Source organism: Paenibacillus algorifonticola (genome assembly GCF_000971975.1).
Taxonomy (GTDB): domain Bacteria; phylum Bacillota; class Bacilli; order Paenibacillales; family Paenibacillaceae; genus Pristimantibacillus; species Pristimantibacillus algorifonticola.
In genome coordinates, this window is the sequence record NZ_LAQO01000018.1 from 15,362 (window position 1) to 36,503 (window position 21,142).

Consider the following 21,142-nt stretch of genomic DNA (forward strand, 5'->3'; position numbering starts at 1 on the left):
ATCATCCTTTCATACCTGAAGTAATCATGCCGCTAACAAAATAGCGCTGGAAAACGATAAAAACGACAAGCACTGGAATCATCGTGATGACGGACATGGCAAGCAAGCTTCCCCAATCCACGCTGTATTCTCCTATAAAATTAGACAGTGCCAGCTGGATCGTGTATTTAGCTGGATCACTAATTGCAATGAGCGGCCATAGGAAATCATCCCATCTCCACATAAAGGAGAAGATCGCCAGCACGGCAAGAATAGGCTTAGCCATGGGAAGAATAATGCTCCAGTAAATTTTCCACTCTCCTGCTCCATCCATCCGTGCAGCTTCCAGCAGCTCATCCGGTACCGTCAGCAAATACTGCCGCATCAGGAACACCCCTGTCGGGGTAGCCGCAGGCGGGATAATAATCGCAAGCATGCTATTATACATGCCAAGTGCGCTCAGCACCTTGAATATCGGAATCATAATGACCTCGATTGGAATCATCAGGGTGGAGATAAAACCGATCAAAATGATAGAGCTCCCGCGAAAGCGGTACTTGGCCAATGCAAAGCCTGCCATGGAATTGATCAGCAGCAGGAGCAGCGTTGAAGTGAGCGTCACGATCGTACTATTTTTGAAATACAAGCCAAAATCGCCTTTGCTGAACGCCTCCTTGAAATGCTCGAAGGTTACAGGATGCGGCCATAGTTTTGGAGGATAACTGTACAAATCGCTATTCGTTTTTAGAGCAGAAATGACGACCCATAATACCGGCAGCAGCCAAAATAATGCTGCTACACTTAACAGACTGTAGATGGCGATTTTGGTTAGAGGTCTAAGCTCCATTAGACAGCACCCCCTTTGGAAATACGGAATTGCAGGGCAGAAAACCCGCCGATAATGACAAATAACATCACGGACATCGCACTAGCCAAGCCAAGCTCCTGCTTCGTAAAGCCAATCTCATAAATGTATTGAACAATATAGGTCGTTTCTTTGCCCGGCCCGCCGCCTGTAAGCGCAAATATAAGCGGGAACGCTTTGAACGCATCAATCAGAGACAGCATGAATACGAGCAAACTAGTTGGCTTCAAGAGCGGGAGTGTAATATGGCGGAACACCTTTAGTCCCGTTGCCCCGTCCAATCGAGCAGCCTCATAATAATCCGTAGGTATCGCCTGCAAGCCCGCTATGAAAATGACCATGAAAAAGCCGGCCCGTGACCATACCGTCGCGATAATAACAGCCGCATTGGCCCAGAATGGCGAGGTTAAAAAGCCGACCGGCTCCACTCCGATCAGAGTAAGCATGTGGTTCAAAATGCCAAATGAATCTCCAAAAATCCACTTCCAGGTCAAACCTACTATGATAAAAGAAATCATCGTCGGCCAATAAAATATGGCTCTGAACAAGCCGCGCATTTTAATCTCACGCGCAAGCAGCATCGCAATGCCTAATGCCACTGCATAAATGAGCGGAACAACAATCGCCGCATAAATCCCCGTTCGTCCTATCGTCGACCAAAATTCCTTATCCCCAATAATTTTGATATAGTTGCCGAGTCCATTGAACTTCATTGGATTCAAGCCATCATAAACATGGAAAGAATAAAACAAGCCCAATAAGGAGGGAATTACGATAAAAACACCAAATATCAGGAGGTTGGGAAGAATAAACAGATAAGGAGCAATGGCGAGCTTCCTCGTCTGTCCTGTCTGCTTTTTACGGTTTAAACTTTGACCTCCGTTCATCTGCTTGCCCCTTCCATATGAATAAAATGAAAGGGCGGCCTGACAGAAATCGGTCCGCCACCCCTTTAGTAATACGATTTGTAGCCTTAGGCTCGCCTACTGGCTTCCAATAGCCTCGTTAATCAGCTTGGCTGTCTTGTCCATTGCTTCCTGAGCAGTTGCTTTATCCGACAGAACGTCAATAATATTATTTTTTAAGTCCGTCGAAATTTTGGAGATAAGCGTCTGTCTGGACCAGTCATTGGCTGCAAGCGGCGAAGTATTTTTGAGTTCATCCGAGAAGACCTCATACATTTCCTTGCCAAACTCATAATCCAGCACAGAGCTGTCCTTGCGAGGACTCATAAACAGTGACTCTTGATTATATTTAGAATTCACTTCTTTGGACGTCAAATAGTTAATAAAGGCTGCTGCCTCCTGCTCATTGCCACTGCCTTTGAAAGCCATAAGGAATTTCCCGCCTGGCACCGAGGAACGTTGTGTTCCTTTCGGCATATAGGTAACTCCCCATTCAAAATCAGTAATGTCCTTGTAATTGCTAATCATCCAGTTGCCAGCCCAGTGGGCAGCTACCGTCCCGGAACGGAACAAATTGTTAGGATTCTCCCCGCCGAGCCATACGGATTCCGGCATGATCCCATCCTTATGAAGCTGCTTAAAGAGCTCCATACAGCGAACTCCGGCTTCACTATTAATCGCTGCTGCGCTGCCATCTTCAGTCACAATGCTTCCGCCGTTCTGATACAGAAGCGTGGACCATCTATGCGGTGTAACATCCCAAACCATGCCATATCTTGCTCCGCCTTTGGCCATAACCTCTTTCAGTGCAGCGATATACTCATCCCACGTCCACACTTCCTCAGGAGAAGTCGGTACTTTAACGCCCGCTTTATCGAATAAGGTTTTGTTATAAATCAGCCCATTCGCTGTTACATCCATTGGGGCAGCGATCAGCTTATCATCAATCACATAATAAGGCTTAAGCGAATCAATAAATTGACCCTCGAACTGATCGGCACTTTCCACGTAAGGGGTAAGATCCACTGCCTGATTAGCGAACGATCCCGTATCCGTGATCCGACTCAGAGCAGGCGGCTTGCCGCCAGATATCATCGTTTTCAATTTTGTTTGAAGATCCTTGAAGCCGACTTCAATCAGATTGATTTTGACATTGGTATTGGACTGCTCGTATTCTTTAATGATCCCCTTGATCACTTCTCCTTCATTCCCATCAGAGAACCACAAGAAATCTAGAGTAGCCTGCTTGGCCCCTCCGGTGCTACCGGTATTGACCGTGCTATTATCGGTATTGCCGCAAGCAGTTAGCATAATGAGTGACATAATCAAAACCAGGCTAAAGCTGAGCTTGAAGTTCGTTCTTCGTTTCATACAAACATCTCCTTTGAAATGATTAATGAATTTCGCTTTAGTTAAGCACTTTATTTTTTCGGAATAGCTGTGGCGATGCACCAACATATTGTTTAAAAGCTCTACTAAAATATTCTGGTGTGTTGAAGCCCAGCGTTTCTGATATGGACAAAATCGGCTCATCCGTAGACAGCAGCAGCTTTTTGGCCTCAGCCACCCGTTTTCGTATCACGTAATTGCTCACTGTGTATCCCGTCGTCTCTTTAAAAGAGTGGCAAATGTAATATTTATTCAAATGAAGCATTTTGGACAGCTCATCCAAAGAAACATTTTCTGTATAATTTTGGTTCAAATAGTTAAGAACCCGACTCACGCTTGTTTGCTTCTGAGTAGAAGATGGAATCTCATTCACGGACTGCTCAATTTTCATTTTCCGGTAGATGCGCAGCAGCAATTGAGTCAGGCTCATCTTGACCATCATTTTATATCCTGTATTTCTGGCTTCCATCTCCTCCTTGATTCCTTTGAATATGCTTTTGATTTGTTCACGCTCCTGCAAGGACCAGTGCACCAATAATCCATTAGGATGACGAAATATAGACATCAGATTTTCGAGTTGGCTAACACTGAGCATGTCCAAAAGCAATAATTCTGTAAAATTGACGAAGCTTCGCTTGTATACGATTTCTCTTGAAGGATTAATCCGGTGCGGCACCGCCCCCCTGAATACAAACATATCCCCGGGCGAAGGCTTATAGATTCGATCTCCGATTAAGAAGGTCGCATCCCCCTGTATAAAATAATGAATTTCATAACCGTTATGAGTATGAATAGGCCATTCATCCTGAAAATTATCCGCTTCTGATCGCACATAAACTTCATTTTCCTCCAAAGCAACATTCGTCGGGGTATGGATGGATAGCACCAATAACTATCTCCCTTCTATAAATAGAATCAGCAATATTGATCAATAATTAAAAATGATAGCGCTTTATATTGAATTGTATCATAGTCATTTAAATAGAATCAGGACTATATTGCTGTATTGTTGATCAGAATTGTTGAAAATAATAATAGCTGATTTCACAAGATCATAAATCTCCGTGGGCCTTCCAGACACTGGTTGAATAGTGAAGTCGGCAGTGCCGCATCTCAGGCTTGAACGCTACGACAGCCTCAGTATTTACATGTAGACTTAGCTGCAGAAATAAAAGAAGACCGCATGTACAGCCCAGAGGCTGATCATGCGGTCTATTAGGGAATGGTCAAATGATACACTAATTTGTTCCGTCTAAGTAAAAATGAATTTAGTTATTCTTTATCCAATATCTTTTAATTATATTTCCATCATCCTCAATGAAATCTGTGTCCGGAATTCCGCCATTATTAATGATCGTTTTTTCAGATCCTACATTACCAGCATCACAAACAACAAGCACATCTTCTATTTACAAAAACGATAGCATCTTTTGAAAATCACTTGGATCTTTACTAATAACCCAAGGAACCACATCCTATTTAGATTCTTTCCACTCCTGATAGAAAGCTAATCCTTTAATAGATTTTTTAGTATTTCCAATTCATATTCTAAGTTTGTCTTGCTATATTCATTCCATTCATTCTCATTAAGGACATCAACATGCAATGGTGTTCCATGTAGAGAATAATGCTTTAGCTTCAAATACCGACCTATTGGAAAATCTCCACGGCTCCAGTTCTCTCTATACCCAACCAGACCATACTTTGAGATAATCATATCTAGACTAGCAACTAGATGAATAATAAACTCTCTGATCTCACAAATTTCACTTAAAACCTGTTCATGCAGTTCTTGCCCATTTAGTTCTTTGATTCCGTCCTTATATTGTTTAATAGTAATTCGCATTTGGGTTGTATTAAGTTTTTCCAGTGTCCATTCAACAATAGAAGGTTCTTCATTCCATTCAAAAGTTGATGATTCCACTACTTCATCTATTGGTGTAAATTCTGGAAGCAGAATCATTAGTGATTGAATCAAATCTACTAGTGGTTCCGTTAGATAACTCGGCGTAAAAAATTCTCTACCCCATTTATTTCAAGACTAGCTTTACCCCATCCAACACTTTCTAAGTCATATGTAAAATTCACATAGCGTCCACGCATTCCTTCAGTTCTTTTCATATACTCGTTATATGATTCTTGAATTTTTCTCTTACATATTTCTTCCCATATATTTTTTAAGCTTTCATAGTTATTTTCATCATCAAATGATTCCGGATTCATATCACCACCAAAACCAATCCAAGCATTCTTTTCGAATTCTGACTCGCCTTCACTATCAGAGTAGGCAATTTCACTTGGAGCCTTTATATAAGATAAAGATTCACAAGAGTTTTCTAAGCAATGGTAACCAGGATGATACGATCCATATTTGTAATACAGAGGAGCCTTTCCGTTCTTTTCTTTATCAAATCCACAATACAATTCTAAAATGACATGATTAATTGCCATATTAAATTCCTTTCTTGAGTTCTTCAACAATTTCATCGTTTTTCGATACTTGCAGATACGGTTGTCACAATCACAAACCTTCACAGATTTAGATAGCTCTCCTTTTGGTACATGCAGGGTTATCTGCTGAATCTACTTATAGTTTTTAAAATGTATTAATTCCTCTAATGCTTCTTTTCGAATAGTTTCTATATCTCCATAGATTCCTTGTGTCGCCAAGTAATATCCGTCATCCAATCGATCCAATATATTAGATAACTTATCATCAATTAATAAAGCACTTACTTGAAAATGGATACTACTAATGTATTCAAAAAATTTTTCGTTTGTTATCCGCTTCTCTTCAAGTTTAGTTACCAATTCACCTATTATTTTATATAGTGGTTCATTAATTGTTTTCTCACAACAGGCTTTTTTTAGCATGGAAATGGTTTCTTTAAGCGACTTATTATTGGACAATGAGACGTCAATTAATTCATACGGAAAATCTTCCATATCCTCAATCACAGTATCTGCCCAATTTAAGATGTTTTGTTTAACCTTCTTTGAATTTACTATAAGGCCTCACTCTCTTGAATAAATCAATGCTCCGCCTGAGCCCATAATGACTAGTTTTTTACCCGATGGTGAAAATCCACATTTAATGTTTCCATCTAATCGGTTTATATCAAGCTTAGTAGCGTCATTTAAATATGTATAAGTTGCTTTAAAGGCATTGTCTATTATTACAGATGCTCTTGGCCACCAAGGGTAAATAACATCAACGATCCATCCATCGTTTGTTGTATGAATCCCATCCCCTGATTCAAAACCAAAAATACTTGTATACTCATTATTTAATGGCAATTGAAAAGTTAAATCGTTATTACTCATTCTTTCGTAAGTTAAATTAGAATCCCTATCTCTATGTATTAAAACCCCTGTTCTAGCTTGAGTAATGCTATAGCCTGAACTGCTAATTAGAACAAGATCCTCATCACTATTCCATCCACAAGCCATACAGCCAGCTGCAGGAATAATAACCTCAGTCTCCCATGGATGCGGTGGTTTGGCTGGTTTCATTGATTGTGCTTTATATAACAAATCCACTTCAAATTTAGTTCTTATTTCTTGTGGGGGTGTGGTAAAAAATTTCATATTGAGCTCCTTAATAGGTTATATATCTTGGTATCGCTTTGTTACACAGTGTGATGTTACCCACTCCTTATGCTTATCAACATACACATCTTTCTTTTATGTTAACCTGTAATACTTACTATAAAAATCAATTACTTTTTCTCTAGTCATGTAATCATCATTTGTTTCATATTGCTCTATGTATTCCAATATCTCTTTAGTTTTTGTCGTATTTAATTTTTGCAAAAAATGAATAGTCTCATTAAGTCCTGCACCAATTAGCAATTCTCCATCAATATAGCACCCTGCATCAAAATCTTTCATCTTAGCATTCCAGATTAGGAGAGTGGATCCGCTATCTTCATAGAATCTATTTGCATTTATTTTTGAAATTGGAGTTCCTTTTTGCCATGTTTTTATAGGCACTAAATGAACTCCCTCCAGTAATTTCTCTAAATTAGTTACATTAGATGAAACTGATAAATATACACGGTTCCCCGCACTCATTCCCATAAATCTAACTTTTACTTCGGGTGAAGTATCTAAATAAACCACGAAATAATAGTCTTCATCGACAATAGAAAAATAAAACTCAGCGGATTGTTCTCCATCATTCATTATGACATCTGCTATTTTAGGTTTGTCATTCTCATAAACCAATTTATGTACGGATAAATACTGTTTCGTTAGCTCGAAGGATTGTTCTTCTATTTCCTTAAGTGCAACTTTCTCAAGTATCTCAATCATCTTCGAACCTCCATAAAATATTGACCTCCAGATTATTTATATACTTACTATACTTTCAGATAATAAATGAATATTATTCCAACTAGTTTCAGTATACCAAATTTAGAAATTTAAACATAAAAAAGAGACTCTCCGACTGCCTCGAGCAAAGTTCTTCAAGGTTTATCCTCTTTATTTCCCTCTTCAATTCTTTAGATTTTCTTTAGAAATATACCCGTAAATTCCTTAGATGTTTTCGTTATTATTTCTCTAACAAAATAAATCGAGGAGGCCAATCATGTTTAGCAACACAATCTCGCAACTGTTCGAGCAGCATGGCTATCTGATTTTTTATTTAGCCTTCTCTTTAGGCCCGTTTGGCATTCCTGTCCCGAATGAAATAACGATACTCACAGGCGGCGTTTTGAGCAACACCGGTGCTTTAGATCCGTGGACAACCTATATCTGCATTCTAAGCGGTCTATTAACCGCCATTACGCTCTCTTATTGTGCAGGCCGAATTTTTGGGGAGAAATTAATAAAAAGATTTCAGCATAAGCGACATTTTCAGAGGGCGGAAGAGATTTTAAAACAACGAGGAGATTGGGCCATGTGTATTGGCGTATTCATTCCAGTCGTGCGGTATATTCTCCCCCTATTCATCGGGCTAAGCGGTGTGAAATTCAGAAAGTTTGCCCTGCTTTCCTATCTCAGCGTTTTATTTTGGACCATCACATTTTTTACAGTCGGCAAATACTTTGGCACTCATCTGATAGACTCGCTTCGTACATTCAGCTTCTAATTTGCTTCAGCACGTCATCAAGAAAATGAAATATTGGGGGAACATCCATTGAACATCAAGGAATGTCTACTTTTTCTGCAGCGCTTTATTCAAAGCCCGAAAAGAGTCGGAAGTGTTATGCCCAGCTCTCGATTTCTGGCAACAAAGATGGTTAGCTCTATGCCCTTGCATGGTGTCAAGGCAGTCGCTGAGCTTGGATCGGGTACAGGTGCAATCACACGCTTTATCAAGAAACGGTTATCTGGATCTGCTAAAGTGCTGCTGTTTGAAATGGATGATAGGATGAGGAACAATTTACAGTCGGAATATCCGGATTTTATCAGTCATCCAAACGCCTGTTACTTAGTTGAAGGGATGAAGCAAGAAGGCATTGAGCAGCTGGACTGTATTATTAGCGGTTTGCCCTTTTTTAACTTTTCAAGCGAGCTGCGAGAAACGCTGCTTAATCAGACTACCCAAGCACTCAAACCAGACGGAACCTTTATCGCCTTTCAATATTCCCTTCAAATGAAAAAACAATTTTCCAAGAAATTCATCATTGAAAAAATCGAATGGGTGCCATTTAATTTCCCTCCAGCTTTTGTATACACATGCCGCAAGAGGGACACCCTTTAATTAAAATAAATGATCCCTTTTTTCTTTGTTAAAATCATTGATAAGGAGGTAAATCCGTTGAGCATTACCGAATGTCTGCTTTTTTTGCAAGGCTTTCTTAAAAATCCAAATCGAGTAGGAAGTGTTCTACCTAGTTCGCGATTTCTAGCAGCCAAGCTGGTCCAGTCCATACCTTGGAATGAGGTACAGGCAGTCGCTGAGCTAGGGTCAGGCACAGGCGCGGTTACACGCTTCATGAAGACACAGCTAAAGGACTCTACTAAAGTATTATTGTTTGAAAGAGATAGGAAAATGAGAAATAAACTAAGGGCAGAGTACCCTAATTTCGTAGGTCATTCAAACGCTTGCTACTTGCTTAAGAAAATAAAGCAAGAGGAAATCGAACAGTTGGATTGTATTATTAGTGGATTGCCCTTTTTCAATTTTTCCAACGTAATGCGAGAAAGGCTGCTTCATCAAATTATGAACTCACTTAAGCCCGGGGGGACTTTTGTTGCTTATCAGTATTCCCTTCAATTGAAAAAGCATTTATCCGATAAATTTATTATTGAAAAAATCGAGTTTGTGCCATTCAATTTCCCTCCAGCTTTTGTATATACGTGTCGAAGGAAAGAAACGCTATAACTAAATAATGAAACCATTTTTGATCATAAAGAACCAAAGAAGGAGCATCATGCCATGCATACCGTGCTTGTTGTTGATGATGACTCGGAAATTAGAGATGTCATTCATGTATATTTGCGAAATGAAGGATATCGTGTCGTTGAAGCGACAGATGGTCTTGAAGCTTTAAATGTCATACAAACATCCTCCATCCAGCTTGTCATTTTGGACGTGATGATGCCTCAAATGGACGGGATCAAAACCTGCTTTAAAATAAGGGAAATATCGAACATTCCGATTATTATGCTGTCGGCTAAGGAAGAAGATATTGATAAAATCACAGGCCTTACGACAGGTGCTGATGATTACATGATCAAACCCTTTAATCCGTTAGAGCTGCTTGCTCGAGTTAAAGCCCAACTGCGGCGACAATCACTAATTGGAAAAGAAGAATATCATTCGCTTATCCTTATTAAAGATCTTGTCATTGATAAGAGCAAGCATTCCGTAAAGCTCAAAGGAAATGATATTTCGTTGACCCCTCTGGAGTTTGCTATTCTGGTGCTGCTTGCAAGCCACCCTGGGCAAGTATTCGGCGCTGATAAAATTTACGAAAGTGTCTGGAAAGAGCCCTATGGATATTCAGATAATACGGTGATGGTCCATATTCGTAATTTAAGAGAAAAATTGGAGGAGTTCCCAAGAGATCCTCAATATATTAAAACTGTATGGGGAGTAGGCTATAGAATTGAATGAACATATCAAAAAGCCAAAACGCAAAAAAAAGATTCAGGTTCACATTTTGAGCAGAATAGCACTAAGTATAATCATATCCCTTGGTATAAATAATCTTATTATTATGCTTTTTTTAAAAATTAGTACAGTCATGGAATCGACTTGGTTTCGCAATTTCTTTCCATATCTGATTACCCCATTATTTATGCTTATATTTATTTTCACTTTTTTGATTTTGACAAGACGCCTCGTTAAAGACTTAATCAACTTGGAACGTGGACTGCAAATTATTTCTGAAGGGGATTTGAGTTATCGGGTATACGTAGATCGTCAGGATGAGATCGGCCGGGTTGCCAATAACATCAATCGAATGACGGAACGTTTAGAGCAGCAGATTGTGAAAGAACGTGATTTGGAAAAATCCAAGATGGAGATGATCACAGGTATTTCACATGACTTGCGTACGCCTCTGACAAGTATCATCGGCTATATCGAGCTTTTAAAATCCGAATCGTTTCAAGATAAGGATGAATATTCGCGCTTTGTTCAAAACACTTATAACAAAGCGATTCATTTGAAAAAGCTGCTGGATGACTTATTCGAATATACCCGGCTTAGCTCTATCGAGACTCAACTGGGTTTAAAGATGATTGATGTGCATCAACTGCTATATCAATTGCTTTTTGAATTTGAGCCTATTGCCCAAGAGAATGATATCCATATCGAAAAAGAGATTGGTGACACTCCCCTTCTGGTTCGCATAGACAGCGAAAAAATTGCAAGAGCCATTGATAATCTATTGATGAACGCTCTAAAATACTCCCTAAAGCCGGGAACCATCCGCATTTTTATGAAAACGGATAAGAATCATATAACGATTGTAATAGAAAATAAAGGGCAGCCCCTCACTCAGGAGCAACAACTTAAACTCTTCGACCGCTTTTATAAAGTGGATTATTCCAGACGCAGCGACGGCATACAATCTGGTGCTGGGCTCGGCCTTTCGATTGCCAGAAACATTATTGAACTGCATGGAGGAACCTTAACACTCGATCATATAACCAACATTTTCAAGTTTAAGCTGACTCTGCCTTTGGAAGACAGTATCATAAATCCAAAATGATTAAAATTCATTGCTATCATTAACTTATGCAATTGTTGCAGCCGCCTCCTTATATTAACCTGAGTACAGGTTATCACTATTTTGTATTTGGGGGGTCCACATGAGTCAGACGATCATTTATCCAGCACCGGAGGGTGCCATTGGTTCAGATAACTATCGCGTTCGCGTTCGGCCAATCGGAGGAGGGTGGCAAGAGCTGTTCGTGTACGAAGTCAAGGTGGATATGCATAACGTTCGGAAGGCTTCCATGGCTTATTTTGATATGGAGGGCACGGTTGAGGTAGAAATCGACTGCTGCTTCACGCCTATAGTCAGCGTCGTAGTACGCCCTCTATCGACTGGCATTCAGGCTGAATATAGCAGCAATACCATTCGCTTCACATTGGATCGACCTGAAAAGTTATCGATTGAGGTTAATGACGAACGCTTCCGCAATCTGCATCTATTCGCCGGTAAGCTTGAGCTTACAGCACCTAAGCCCGGTGATCCCGGTGTGCTTGTGCTGGAGAGCGCCGGAAAACCTGTTATTCACCGAACCGAGGATATTTTAAAATTAGCCGAAACCCCGACAGCTGAGACGGGGCACGCGCCCGATGTGATTTATTTTGCTCCCGGCATGCATTATTTAGAAGAAACGATACTCCGTATTCCTTCAGGCAAAACGGTTTATATTGCTGGGGGCGCCATCGTTGTCGGCTCGCTCGTCTGCGAGCATGTTGAGGATGTAACCATTAGAGGAAGAGGCATCTTATACCTATCCGATTTCCATCGCTACTCGGCTTTCCGTGGCGTACGTATTGTATTCTCACAAAATATTCAGGTTGAGGGGCTTATATTGATCGATCCGCCCCATTACAGCATTTATATTGGAAAGTCCTCTCATATAAGCATTAGCAACTTCAAATCCTTCAGCACAAGAGGCTGGTCAGATGGCATCGATATGATGGCTAGCTCCGATATAGACATTGATGATGTTTTTCTGCGGACATCGGATGATTGCATCGCTATTTATGGAACTCGCTGGGATTATAAAGGAGATACGCGCCGCGTGCGTGTCCGCAATTCGGTGCTATGGGCGGATGTCGCTCACCCGTTAATGATCGGAACCCATGGTGATCACCAGTATGACGGAGATACGATTGAGGATATTACCTTTGAGAATCTGGACATCCTTGAGCATCACGAGCCCCAAGAAAATTATTGGGGGGCGCTAGCCATTAATGCGGGGGATAAAAATACGGTTCGCCATGTGCTGTACGATAATATCCGCGTCGAGCCGTTCGAGCAAGGACAGCTGATCGATATCCGGGTCGTTCACAATGCTGATTATAATCCTGTACCTGGCAACCGTATCGAAAATATTACGTTCCGCAATGTCGCTTACAATGGAGACAATAGCAATCCCAATCGGATATACGGATTCGATGAAGAAAGGCCTGTCGAAAATATTACTTTTGTTAATCTCCGCATCAATAACAAATGGATTAGCGATGCTTCTGAGGGCCATTTTCAAATCAATGCATTTGCCAAAAACATCAAGTTTTTGCCCAATTAATCTGAAACAGCCCCTTCGTCACCGAATGACGGAAGGGGCTGTTATTTGCGCTATATGCCGCTGTCTACCGCTATCGCCGTTAATTAGCTAAATTCTCGCTTGCCAGAAGCGGAACTGAAGAAAGCTTATAATCGGTTAAACCGCCACTTCTGGGAGGGACCTCCATTGTCCGTCCATATTTGCACATTCGTTCCGTTGGCCGTTCCATTCCCCGTTACATCGAGCGCTTTGCCGCTATTTGCATCCATGAGTTTGAACGAGCCGTCTGCGTTGTCTACTATTTTCCAGCTCTGATTAACTCCGCCGTTATAGCTCCATATTTGCACATTCGTCACATTGGCTGTTCCTTTGCCGCTTACGTCCAGTGCTTTGCCGCTTTTCACATTGATTAGCCTGTATGTGCCATCACTGTTGCCCGTAACGGTGAAACGCTGATGATCACCGCTGTTATTTTGCCAAATTTGCACATTGGTTCCATCCGCCGTGCCCCCGGAAGCAACGTCCAGCACCTTTCCGCTGTTTGGATTCATGAGCACATAGGTCTCGCCTGATAACACAGGGCTTTGTGTATATAACAATGTCGTAAATGGTTGATGATCAGTCTGAATCCCTTCCGGCTGGGTAGTGGCTACCAATGCTTTCGTGTTGTAGACTGGATCAGCTGCTTCGGCATCCGCCAAGCCTTTGACTCCATGGTAATGGCTCCCTATCATATTATATATTGGCCTTATTTGCTCCCTGCCCGATGGGGATACGACTGGCTCGTTTCTCCAATCATACGTATAAATAGGGGTAAAGGGTACTGTGCCGCCCTTCAAATATTTGGCCGTATATTCCGCTCCTTTGAGAATGATGCGGTTCGAATATTCGTACAAATCCTCATAAGACGAGTCCTTTTTATGCTGATAATACGATATTTGTGCCATCGTTGCGAGCAGGCCGATCCCTAGCTGGGTATGCGGCTGATCCCTTCCGCTTTCCTCAGACTGCGCCAAATTAGGATCGCTTGTCGTTCTAAGATAATTGGTAACACGGCCATTGTGATTGCCATTTTTAAAGGCATCAACCGCTTCATTATACATGGCTGTATCGTCCAGCAGCACACCTATGGCCATAATCGAGACCATAGCGGCAATGTCCTGATTGCCACGGTAATAGTAGGGAAAAGCGGTACCATTATTTTTACCCTGATGATTAAGTAAGAAATTGTGCAAAGGGGGATAAAAATAATTGCCCAGCATCTGCTTGGCCGCCGCCAATTTCCCAGCGTTTACCCAGGCGCTGTCATCCTTTAAAAGATCCGCTGTCGCTGCAAAGCGGTAGCCTGTCAATCCCGCCAGCAGTTGGTTTTCATCGCCGCCTACTGGCGTGTTTACTGTACTGGACCAAGCATCTAATATTTGCTGCGCTTTCAATTTTGCCTGATTCGCTTCCGCAGCATTGCTGGACACCTTCCATATAACAGCTTGAACAAGCGCCGCCTCTGAATCGTTGAACAGCTGGCTGTTGCCTGCGTTCAATTCAGGGTGGCCTCCCCATCTTGCCGGTGCCGGGACCGGATTAGGCATGTAGGAGGCAGAGGCGAATGAGGATGATTTCCCGGCATTCCATGCCTCTATCCACGGGCTCACCCCAGCCGCCACCCTTTGCTTGGCACGATCAAAGTCATCCTTCGAATACAAAATTCCTTCATGAGTAAATGCAGATACCAAATCGGCTGCTTCTGCGGTTAATTGCAGCTTCCGATCGACCAGTACATGGGTGCCGCCTGTTCTTAACGCCATAATGGCTTCCTGCTCGCGGACAACCAGGCTCGCCAGCGCTGACAGCACATTGGCAGCTGCCGTATCGACCTCTTCCTGCGTCGCTTCTGCTGATGCCAGCAGCGGCTCAGCGGCAGCGACGACTATATTCAAATGCGCTATGCTTTCGGGTGTATATACGCTGTCCACAACGGAAGAGGCTTGATTAAGCGCCGCTTCGAGCTCCGAAATATCCACTACCACCTGCTGCCCTATCAGCTTTAAGCTCTCCAGAGCTGTGAGCAAAGCGTCAGAAGCAGCATCAATCTCAGCTTGGGAGGCATCCGCAGCGACTGCTGCCGCTTGTGTTCTTTTCTCCTGCATCGCCGCTATGCTCTCTTCTGTGTAAAGCTCCGTATCAACAGCGAATGATTCCGCCAGCAATAGCGAAAGCAGCGTATGATCCTTCACCTTTTGATAAAACTCAATCTCGGCTACATTCGAGTTATTAGCTGCTGAGTAATAGCGCAGATAACGAAAGGACTGCTCCTCCGCGATCGGCACCGAATGCCATTCAGCCTTGCTGACACCGCTGATTGTATGAAGATTAATCCAATTCGCATCATCATTGGAGCCTTGGAAAATTGCGCCGTTTACCCGCGTAATATGTGTACTTCGCGGATAAAAGCGAATGCTGCCCATGCTTTCTTCCTTTCCTTGGCCCAAATCAATGCGAATCCAGCTCGGATTATTTTTGGTATCGGTAAAGGTTGTCAGGCTACCGTCGAAGGCTCTCCAGCCATTCTCGGCTGCTCCTGCCGAATTATCCCAAGAAACGGTAGAGGCAGCCACCATAGAAGCGGCAATATTAATTTTCTCCGCAGCGATGGTCGTTAAGGCCACAAGCGTTAATTCGGCCTGGGCAAGCTGGGCCGCCAGCTGCTTTTTGTCAGCGTCCGGCTGCTTCAGCTCCTCCTCATTCAGGCTCACCGTCTTCATGTAACGGTAATAGCTGCCTTTGGTATACAAGGCTGGCGGCAAAATATGATACCCAACCTTCAAATCCAGCTTTTGACTGACGTTATAGAAACCATTGCTTGCCTGGAAGACAACCGAATAATTTCCTGCATCCACCTGACCCGGCGTCCACGAGAAAAGGCCGGTTACGGGATCAAACACCGCGCCTGCGGGTAAATGGGTGGCAGTCAGCACAATTGCCTCGCCCGTCGGATCGGATGCGACGACATTGTACGTGTAGGCTTGCGTTGCGGTCAGCGCTGCTTCCGTATCCATTGCAATAAGCGGCTGCCCTTTTACGATAAGCCTTGTTGTAATGGAAGAGGTTTTTCCGCCTGCTGAAGCGGTAAGCGTTACCTCATGTATGCCGCCCTGCTCCTTGGCAGGAACCCACGCAAACTTGCCATTTTCCGTATTGAAGGTGGCACCGGCAGGCAAATTCTCAACTCCCAGCTCAAAACCTTCAATGCCTCTCGTCTCATGAACCTGAAAGGCGATAGACTGGCCTGCAATAATGGTCTTATCTCCTATTGGAGCAAGAACGGGCACGCCCTCCAAATAATGCAGCCCTTCCATGGCCGTGAGCAGCACAGCTGCGGCTTCATCCAGTTCCTCCTGCGTGGCATTGGGATTGTCGGCTGCAGCTTGGGCGACAATTGCAGCGTCTGCCAGAGCAGCCAAGCTTTCAGACGTATAAAGCTCATCATTTAAACGAGCCGCTTCATTCAGCAAATAAGCGAGCAGCGTCGCATCCTTGCCAATCTCAAGCCATTCAATCTCCGCATAGTTGGAATACCCTGCGTGATTGTCATAGATTCGCAAATAACGGAATGCCGTTGAATCATTATTGATACCCGAATAAAATTTATATTCCGAGGCACCTGTAAAGACAAGAAGGTCGGTCCAATTTATACCGTCCTGCGATCCTTGAACGATGCTGCCGTTCACCCGGGTCACATAATTCGTTCTGCCATGATAACGGACCGTGTCTACCACCTTCTCATTGCCTTCCCCAAAATCCACATCGATCCAGCTTTCCGCCAGCCTCGCATTGCTAAAGGTATCCAAGCTGCCATCAAAGGCATACCATCCGTTCTGGGCCTCGGATATATTATCGTTCCCGTAGCCTTTCGTGGAAGCTTTCACCATGGAGGGCAGCAAAGGAATTTTCGTCAGCAGCGTCCTGAACGAAATCAGCTCTTTTTTCGCTGCATAGATTTCATGAATAAGCTGTTCTTCGTCAAAGTCGGGCTTGGTCATATCAGCTTTGATGCGGTCCAGTTCTTTATGGAACAAATAAAAGCTGGCCCGTGTATAATCTTTAGCTGGCAGCCCCTCCGCTTCGGCAAGGACGAGCGCTAGACCATCCGCATAAGCAGAAACAGCAGCAGAGAATGGACTAGGAGATCCGTCACCATAAATAGCTAAAACCTTGTAGTGCACACTGCCATATTTTAAGCTAGCTTCCTTATAGGACGTCTGCCTCGTACCCGCAGCAACCTCTGTCCAAGGGGAGCCATATTCCAATTCCAGCGTGCCTGCTTTAAATACTGGATTGATGGCGCTCGCGGCCGCATCATTCGTCCGGTACAGCTGGAAGAAGGCTGCCTGCTTCGGTTTGTTCCAATAGACAGTGACCTGGTCTTTGGCTTTAATGATATAAGGAGCGATCGTATCACTCTGTATTTCCTCCACCGTCACCTCGCTGAATTGCGCTTGCTCAGCCGAGACAACGCCTGAATAAATGGCGTATGCGAACGGCGTAAACATTTTGCGAACAAATTCCCAAGCTTCCCCGTCCTTGGATACAAAAGCAGAAACGGACTGCGAAGCATAGTCGCGAACCAGCTTAATGTAAGGATAATCAGCTGCCTGATAGCCTTGCAGGCCGGCATTTAACGGACTTGCTTTTAAATTTGACCATTGATGCTGGGAATTTCGGGTACGGTTTTGCAGGACAAGCTTTCCGCTTGCATCTGCTCCAAAATATATATAGCGCGTATTGGAAGCAAGAGCTTCCCGGAGCATGATTCCGCTTGCGCTGCCTGCATGGCTGTCCATCCTCGCACTTGTCGCGAAGCTGCCAGCCGCTGCTTGATTGACGAAATGCAAGGAGTCATGTATAGCTCTCCCGTCAGGCTTATAATCATCGCCATCACCCAGACCCGAGCCGTTCGCAGATGCTATAGCGATAGAATTGCCATTAACCGTTGCCATTCCTGTTGTGCTGCTGCCCAGTTGGTCATCGCGCCATACCGTTTCTGCAACGATAGATACGGGTGCAGCTAATATGACTTTAGCACGATAGGAATCCCAGCCTGCTCCGTTGTCATTAACGGCCGCTACCTTGTAATAGTATGTGCTGCCGTTCTGGGCAGTCGTATCCTTATAGGCATTTCCGGTCACGCCCGATGCAATAACCTCATAGCTGCCATTTTCTGATTCCGAACGTGTAATCGTATAGGATTGTCCACCGGATGTTGTTTTCCAGCTCACTTCTGCATAACCATTTCCGGCGAGCGCATTAGCAAAATCAACATGCAGCGGCTTAGGAGCCAGTTCAGCTGCAGCTGTTAGTTTCAGCACCATGGCAGATTTATGGGCAACTGTAACTTTTCCATTAACAATAGGAACAGACTGGCCCGACACTAAATCGAGTACCGTATTGCCTAGATAATCAGCAGGCATCTCGACCTCAAAGGTTTGTTGATTGCCGAAATCGTCGCGAGTCGTGTTAAAAATCATAAAATAGCTGCCGTATCTGGCTGTCAATAAATCAGGATAGCCGGAATAGGCGTGATCCACTTCAAAATTGTCCCTTACAACTGTGCCTACGCCTGGCTGATAAGTTACTGGCGCAATTTCGCCGGCGAGCGCCTGTGGCGCACCGCTTACATTGGTCATCTGGTCTGACATAAAGTCGACATCGACATTATCCAATCGAAGATAATAATCCTCATATTGAAACTTGCCATTCGTTGCCACCTGCACGATATTATCATGGTCCGCATTCATAACATGAAGGCGTCCATTGCCTGCAAAACCGCGGTTTCGTTCATTCAATGCGCCGAATATCGTCGTGTTTCCATCTTTCAACGAGATGAATAAATTATCCAAATCCACCCAAGCAAACTGCTCATAATCGCCCGGATCTACACCAAGCTCAGCGATTTCCTGCTCCGTATAATAATCAAAATCTGTCTGAGGGTGAACAACCCCAGCTATTGCGCTGTCAAAACGGTCATATTGTGCCCGATCAGCCGTTACATAGCGGTACGTGTCTGCAACCTGATAGTCCACTTTATTTTTAATCGCAGCAAAATTATTGAACAGCTGGTGATCGGCCAGCTGCTGCTGTACATATCCGACAGCCTCCTTTGCATATTGCCATGTTGCCTCCCATTCAGGCCCCGTATAGTTCTGCTCGTTCCGTATCATATATTTCTCCAATGAGGCGTATAACAGCGCTTTTCCTTCCGAATGCCTCGTCGCATAGCCGTACACGCCGGGCAGTCCTGGATTTCGTTCGTCCGTCACCTGCTCCATTCTCATAATACGTTTTCCGTCGTCATCCAGACTTGTATACCTCGTATAACCACGGGCATGGAGATTTTTTAAAGCCAGCTTCAAAATCTCATCATTCAATTGCTCGTCGCCTGCGTGCTCTGCTGTTTTGAAGACGTATTCCGGCAAATAGTTGGCTGCCTCGCCATAATTGGCGACATAATTATTTTCCCTGGTGAGTCCCGCTTCAGATATGCCCGTAAAGTGCTCGCCAAGCGGCAGCCGCCTTACCACCTTGCCTTCCGCATCAAGCTTGCTTTGCGCCAGTCCTTTCCCGACAATTTGCACAAAATCGTCTGTAAACTGCGCCGTTGCATCATGATAGAACAAGGAATGGTACAAATCCAGCTCCTCGCCGCTCGGGCCTACAAGCACCTCTTCGCCCAAAAAGGGTCTCGCTCCAAGCGCCTCCAGCAATATTTGATGGCTGCGCTCCTTCCCTTCATAGAAGGAAGAGCCTACCATCCGCAGTCCCTCATGAGCCTCCCAGGCCCCTTCGTACGTATAGAGAATTTGATTATAAATATTGGACAGCCTTGCACGCGCAAAATCAAAGTTGGCCTTCAGCACCCGCTCCCATGCTTCACGCCTCGTCAATTGCCCGCCCTCCCCATCCACGCCGGCAAGGGAAAATGGTCCTTTAATCGTACCGGTAACGAATGGCTGATCCAAAAAAGCCTCATAAGCGGCGTCACCGTAAACATCGTCATCGTGAATGAAGTTCTCGACAATGTACAGCGCCTCGCCCAACGCGCCATAATAGCCGCCCCAGTCGCCTTGATGCCCGCCTCGCAATACGAGTCTCGTATCTCCGTAATAGTCCTTTACATGATTATCAATCGTTTTGAAAATACGCTCCAGCGCCGCTTTTTTGAGTGCTGCCGTATTAGCCGGAGACCAGTCATAATGCAGCGAATTCGCATAAAATCTTAATTCATCCTGATAACGGACAATCGACAGCTTGCCGGCAGCGCTATTGTCCATTCTCGCTGAATAACTGTTGAATAAATCGATTTGCCCCTGCGTATAGCCGCTAAGTAGCGCCTGCTTCTCGGCCTCCGTTTTATCGGGAAGCAGAATGGATGCTGCATGCTGCGTTAATTTCTCGCCTTGCTGTTCTCCTTCGACATTCAAGTAGGCCTGCGTATGGGTATACGCATTATAATAACCCCTTGAAATCGCTTCCATTTTTCCACTAGCGTTTAACGTTTTAATTGTAATCTCAACCTGGCTTCGGCCGAAGGTGCTCTCTAGAGGAAGCATCGTCGTATTGTAATAGAAGCGATTAGGAAGAGATCTGCTCATGCCCATGTTAATCGCTTCGTAGTCTCCTTTTCTTAAGTAGCCGATTTGCTCTCCATTTATATTGATTGCGCTTACATAATTCGAGACGTCCTCTCCGGAAAACTTCACTGTTAAATAGTTTTGCTCGGCAGGGTCAACCTCCATTGTAAAAGTCAAATCCCCGCCCTGCCCTTCCAACGGCGCTCTTGGGTTTGATACCCGTGCAGATTCACCTAAAAGACCGACGATCGAGCTTGTAAAAGCACCTGAAAAACGATGGGCGTTTTCAGACGCCGCTTGGCCAAAAATCAGTTTATCGGTATAGGCATCCGAAGCCTCCTGGATCACTGGCTGGCTTTCGGCATGCACGACCGAGGCTTGCAGCGGTACGGCCAACTGGAACAGCAAAGCAGCGGCTAGACAAACGGCTGCCACTCTTGAAAAGGATGGAACGCAAAACCACAGCGGCTTTGAACTCCTGCGATTGAAAAGGCTCATTTTCTTCCTCCTTCATTCTTCAATATAAGTTGTTTCCGAAACGATCGATAATGATCTGTTATCGAACTGTTATGAATCAGTTATGAATCAGTTACGGGCCTGTTATGAGATGTTATGGAGAAGTGATAGTTAGAAGCTGGGACATCAACCTAAGTTAATGTCCCAGCTTCCCT

16 protein-coding genes and 1 pseudogene are annotated in these 21,142 nt (G+C 44.0%); 6 read left to right on the forward strand and 11 right to left on the reverse strand.

The window, feature by feature from the left end; translation table 11 throughout:
• Position 1 precedes the first annotated feature (1 nt).
• From WH37_RS22090 to WH37_RS33895, 10 genes and pseudogenes are all read right to left on the reverse strand, one after another.
• Positions 2–826 carry a carbohydrate ABC transporter permease gene (locus WH37_RS22090; protein ID WP_046232818.1) on the reverse strand — a complete coding sequence of 275 codons (825 nt, stop codon included), beginning with the start codon at positions 824–826 and terminating at the stop codon, positions 2–4.
• Positions 826–1,731, reverse strand: a complete 906-nt coding sequence (locus WH37_RS22095; RefSeq protein WP_046232819.1) for a carbohydrate ABC transporter permease — start codon at positions 1,729–1,731, stop codon at positions 826–828. Before WH37_RS22095 ends, WH37_RS22090 begins: the two co-directional genes overlap by 1 nt.
• Positions 1,732–1,827: 96 nt before the next feature.
• Positions 1,828–3,120 (reverse strand): ABC transporter substrate-binding protein, encoded by a 1,293-nt coding sequence (locus WH37_RS22100; protein ID WP_046232820.1) that lies wholly within the window; start codon positions 3,118–3,120, stop codon positions 1,828–1,830.
• 37 nt (positions 3,121–3,157) lie between these two features.
• Positions 3,158–4,024 (reverse strand): AraC family transcriptional regulator, encoded by an 867-nt coding sequence (locus WH37_RS22105; protein ID WP_046232935.1) that lies wholly within the window; start codon positions 4,022–4,024, stop codon positions 3,158–3,160.
• Positions 4,025–4,406: 382 nt separating this feature from the next.
• A pseudogene (locus WH37_RS37480) lies at positions 4,407–4,547 on the reverse strand (GNAT family N-acetyltransferase); the annotation flags it as partial.
• A 98-nt stretch (positions 4,548–4,645) separates the two neighbouring features.
• Positions 4,646–5,116 (reverse strand): hypothetical protein, encoded by a 471-nt coding sequence (locus WH37_RS22110; protein WP_046232821.1) that lies wholly within the window; start codon positions 5,114–5,116, stop codon positions 4,646–4,648.
• A 17-nt stretch (positions 5,117–5,133) separates the two neighbouring features.
• Entirely contained in the window at positions 5,134–5,589 is a 456-nt protein-coding gene (locus WH37_RS33890) for a hypothetical protein (protein ID WP_156182353.1), read from the reverse strand.
• 132 nt (positions 5,590–5,721) lie between these two features.
• Positions 5,722–6,096 (reverse strand): hypothetical protein, encoded by a 375-nt coding sequence (locus WH37_RS22120; protein ID WP_046232822.1) that lies wholly within the window; start codon positions 6,094–6,096, stop codon positions 5,722–5,724.
• 57 nt (positions 6,097–6,153) lie between these two features.
• Complete coding sequence (locus tag WH37_RS22125) at positions 6,154–6,726, reverse strand: hypothetical protein (protein WP_046232823.1); 573 nt, start codon at positions 6,724–6,726, stop codon at positions 6,154–6,156.
• Between the two features lie 96 nt (positions 6,727–6,822).
• Complete coding sequence (locus tag WH37_RS33895; RefSeq protein ID WP_052737146.1) at positions 6,823–7,452, reverse strand: hypothetical protein; 630 nt, start codon at positions 7,450–7,452, stop codon at positions 6,823–6,825.
• Positions 7,453–7,729: 277 nt separating this feature from the next.
• On the opposite strand from WH37_RS33895, the gene WH37_RS22135 reads away from it, so the two are divergent.
• From WH37_RS22135 to WH37_RS22160, 6 genes are all read left to right on the forward strand, one after another.
• Positions 7,730–8,233: a DedA family protein gene (locus tag WH37_RS22135; protein WP_046232824.1), complete on the forward strand. Its 504-nt coding sequence runs from the start codon at positions 7,730–7,732 to the stop codon at positions 8,231–8,233.
• A gap of 48 nt (positions 8,234–8,281) precedes the next feature.
• Positions 8,282–8,848 carry a class I SAM-dependent methyltransferase gene (locus tag WH37_RS22140; RefSeq protein ID WP_046232825.1) on the forward strand — a complete coding sequence of 189 codons (567 nt, stop codon included), beginning with the start codon at positions 8,282–8,284 and terminating at the stop codon, positions 8,846–8,848.
• Positions 8,849–8,857: 9 nt separating this feature from the next.
• Entirely contained in the window at positions 8,858–9,472 is a 615-nt protein-coding gene (locus tag WH37_RS22145) for a class I SAM-dependent methyltransferase (RefSeq protein WP_046232826.1), read from the forward strand.
• A gap of 54 nt (positions 9,473–9,526) precedes the next feature.
• On the forward strand, positions 9,527–10,207 hold the full coding sequence (locus WH37_RS22150; RefSeq protein WP_046232827.1) for a response regulator transcription factor: 681 nt from the start codon (positions 9,527–9,529) through the stop codon (positions 10,205–10,207).
• Positions 10,200–11,309 (forward strand): sensor histidine kinase, encoded by a 1,110-nt coding sequence (locus WH37_RS22155; RefSeq protein WP_046232828.1) that lies wholly within the window; start codon positions 10,200–10,202, stop codon positions 11,307–11,309. Before WH37_RS22150 ends, WH37_RS22155 begins: the two co-directional genes overlap by 8 nt.
• Before the next feature lie 100 nt (positions 11,310–11,409).
• Positions 11,410–12,864 (forward strand): glycosyl hydrolase family 28 protein, encoded by a 1,455-nt coding sequence (locus tag WH37_RS22160; RefSeq protein WP_046232829.1) that lies wholly within the window; start codon positions 11,410–11,412, stop codon positions 12,862–12,864.
• A 125-nt stretch (positions 12,865–12,989) separates the two neighbouring features.
• Here WH37_RS22160 and WH37_RS33900 read toward each other — a convergent pair whose 3' ends face one another.
• Entirely contained in the window at positions 12,990–20,969 is a 7,980-nt protein-coding gene (locus tag WH37_RS33900) for an RICIN domain-containing protein (protein ID WP_052737147.1), read from the reverse strand.
• Positions 20,970–21,142: the final 173 nt, after the last annotated feature.

What these genes read in the sequence shown, in the direction of transcription:
- WH37_RS33890 (WP_156182353.1), bottom strand. Translation starts at nt 5,589, where the DNA reads ATGGCAATTAATCATGTCATTTTAGAATTGTATTGTGGATTTGATAAA.
- WH37_RS22125 (WP_046232823.1), bottom strand. Translation starts at nt 6,726, where the DNA reads ATGAAATTTTTTACCACACCCCCACAAGAAATAAGAACTAAATTTGAA.
- WH37_RS22090 (WP_046232818.1), bottom strand. Translation starts at nt 826, where the DNA reads ATGGAGCTTAGACCTCTAACCAAAATCGCCATCTACAGTCTGTTAAGT.
- WH37_RS33900 (WP_052737147.1), bottom strand. Translation starts at nt 20,969, where the DNA reads ATGAGCCTTTTCAATCGCAGGAGTTCAAAGCCGCTGTGGTTTTGCGTT.
- WH37_RS22135 (WP_046232824.1), top strand. Translation starts at nt 7,730, where the DNA reads ATGTTTAGCAACACAATCTCGCAACTGTTCGAGCAGCATGGCTATCTG.
- WH37_RS22160 (WP_046232829.1), top strand. Translation starts at nt 11,410, where the DNA reads ATGAGTCAGACGATCATTTATCCAGCACCGGAGGGTGCCATTGGTTCA.
- WH37_RS22095 (WP_046232819.1), bottom strand. Translation starts at nt 1,731, where the DNA reads ATGAACGGAGGTCAAAGTTTAAACCGTAAAAAGCAGACAGGACAGACG.
- WH37_RS33895 (WP_052737146.1), bottom strand. Translation starts at nt 7,452, where the DNA reads ATGATTGAGATACTTGAGAAAGTTGCACTTAAGGAAATAGAAGAACAA.
- WH37_RS22100 (WP_046232820.1), bottom strand. Translation starts at nt 3,120, where the DNA reads ATGAAACGAAGAACGAACTTCAAGCTCAGCTTTAGCCTGGTTTTGATT.
- WH37_RS22150 (WP_046232827.1), top strand. Translation starts at nt 9,527, where the DNA reads ATGCATACCGTGCTTGTTGTTGATGATGACTCGGAAATTAGAGATGTC.
- WH37_RS22145 (WP_046232826.1), top strand. Translation starts at nt 8,858, where the DNA reads ATGATCCCTTTTTTCTTTGTTAAAATCATTGATAAGGAGGTAAATCCG.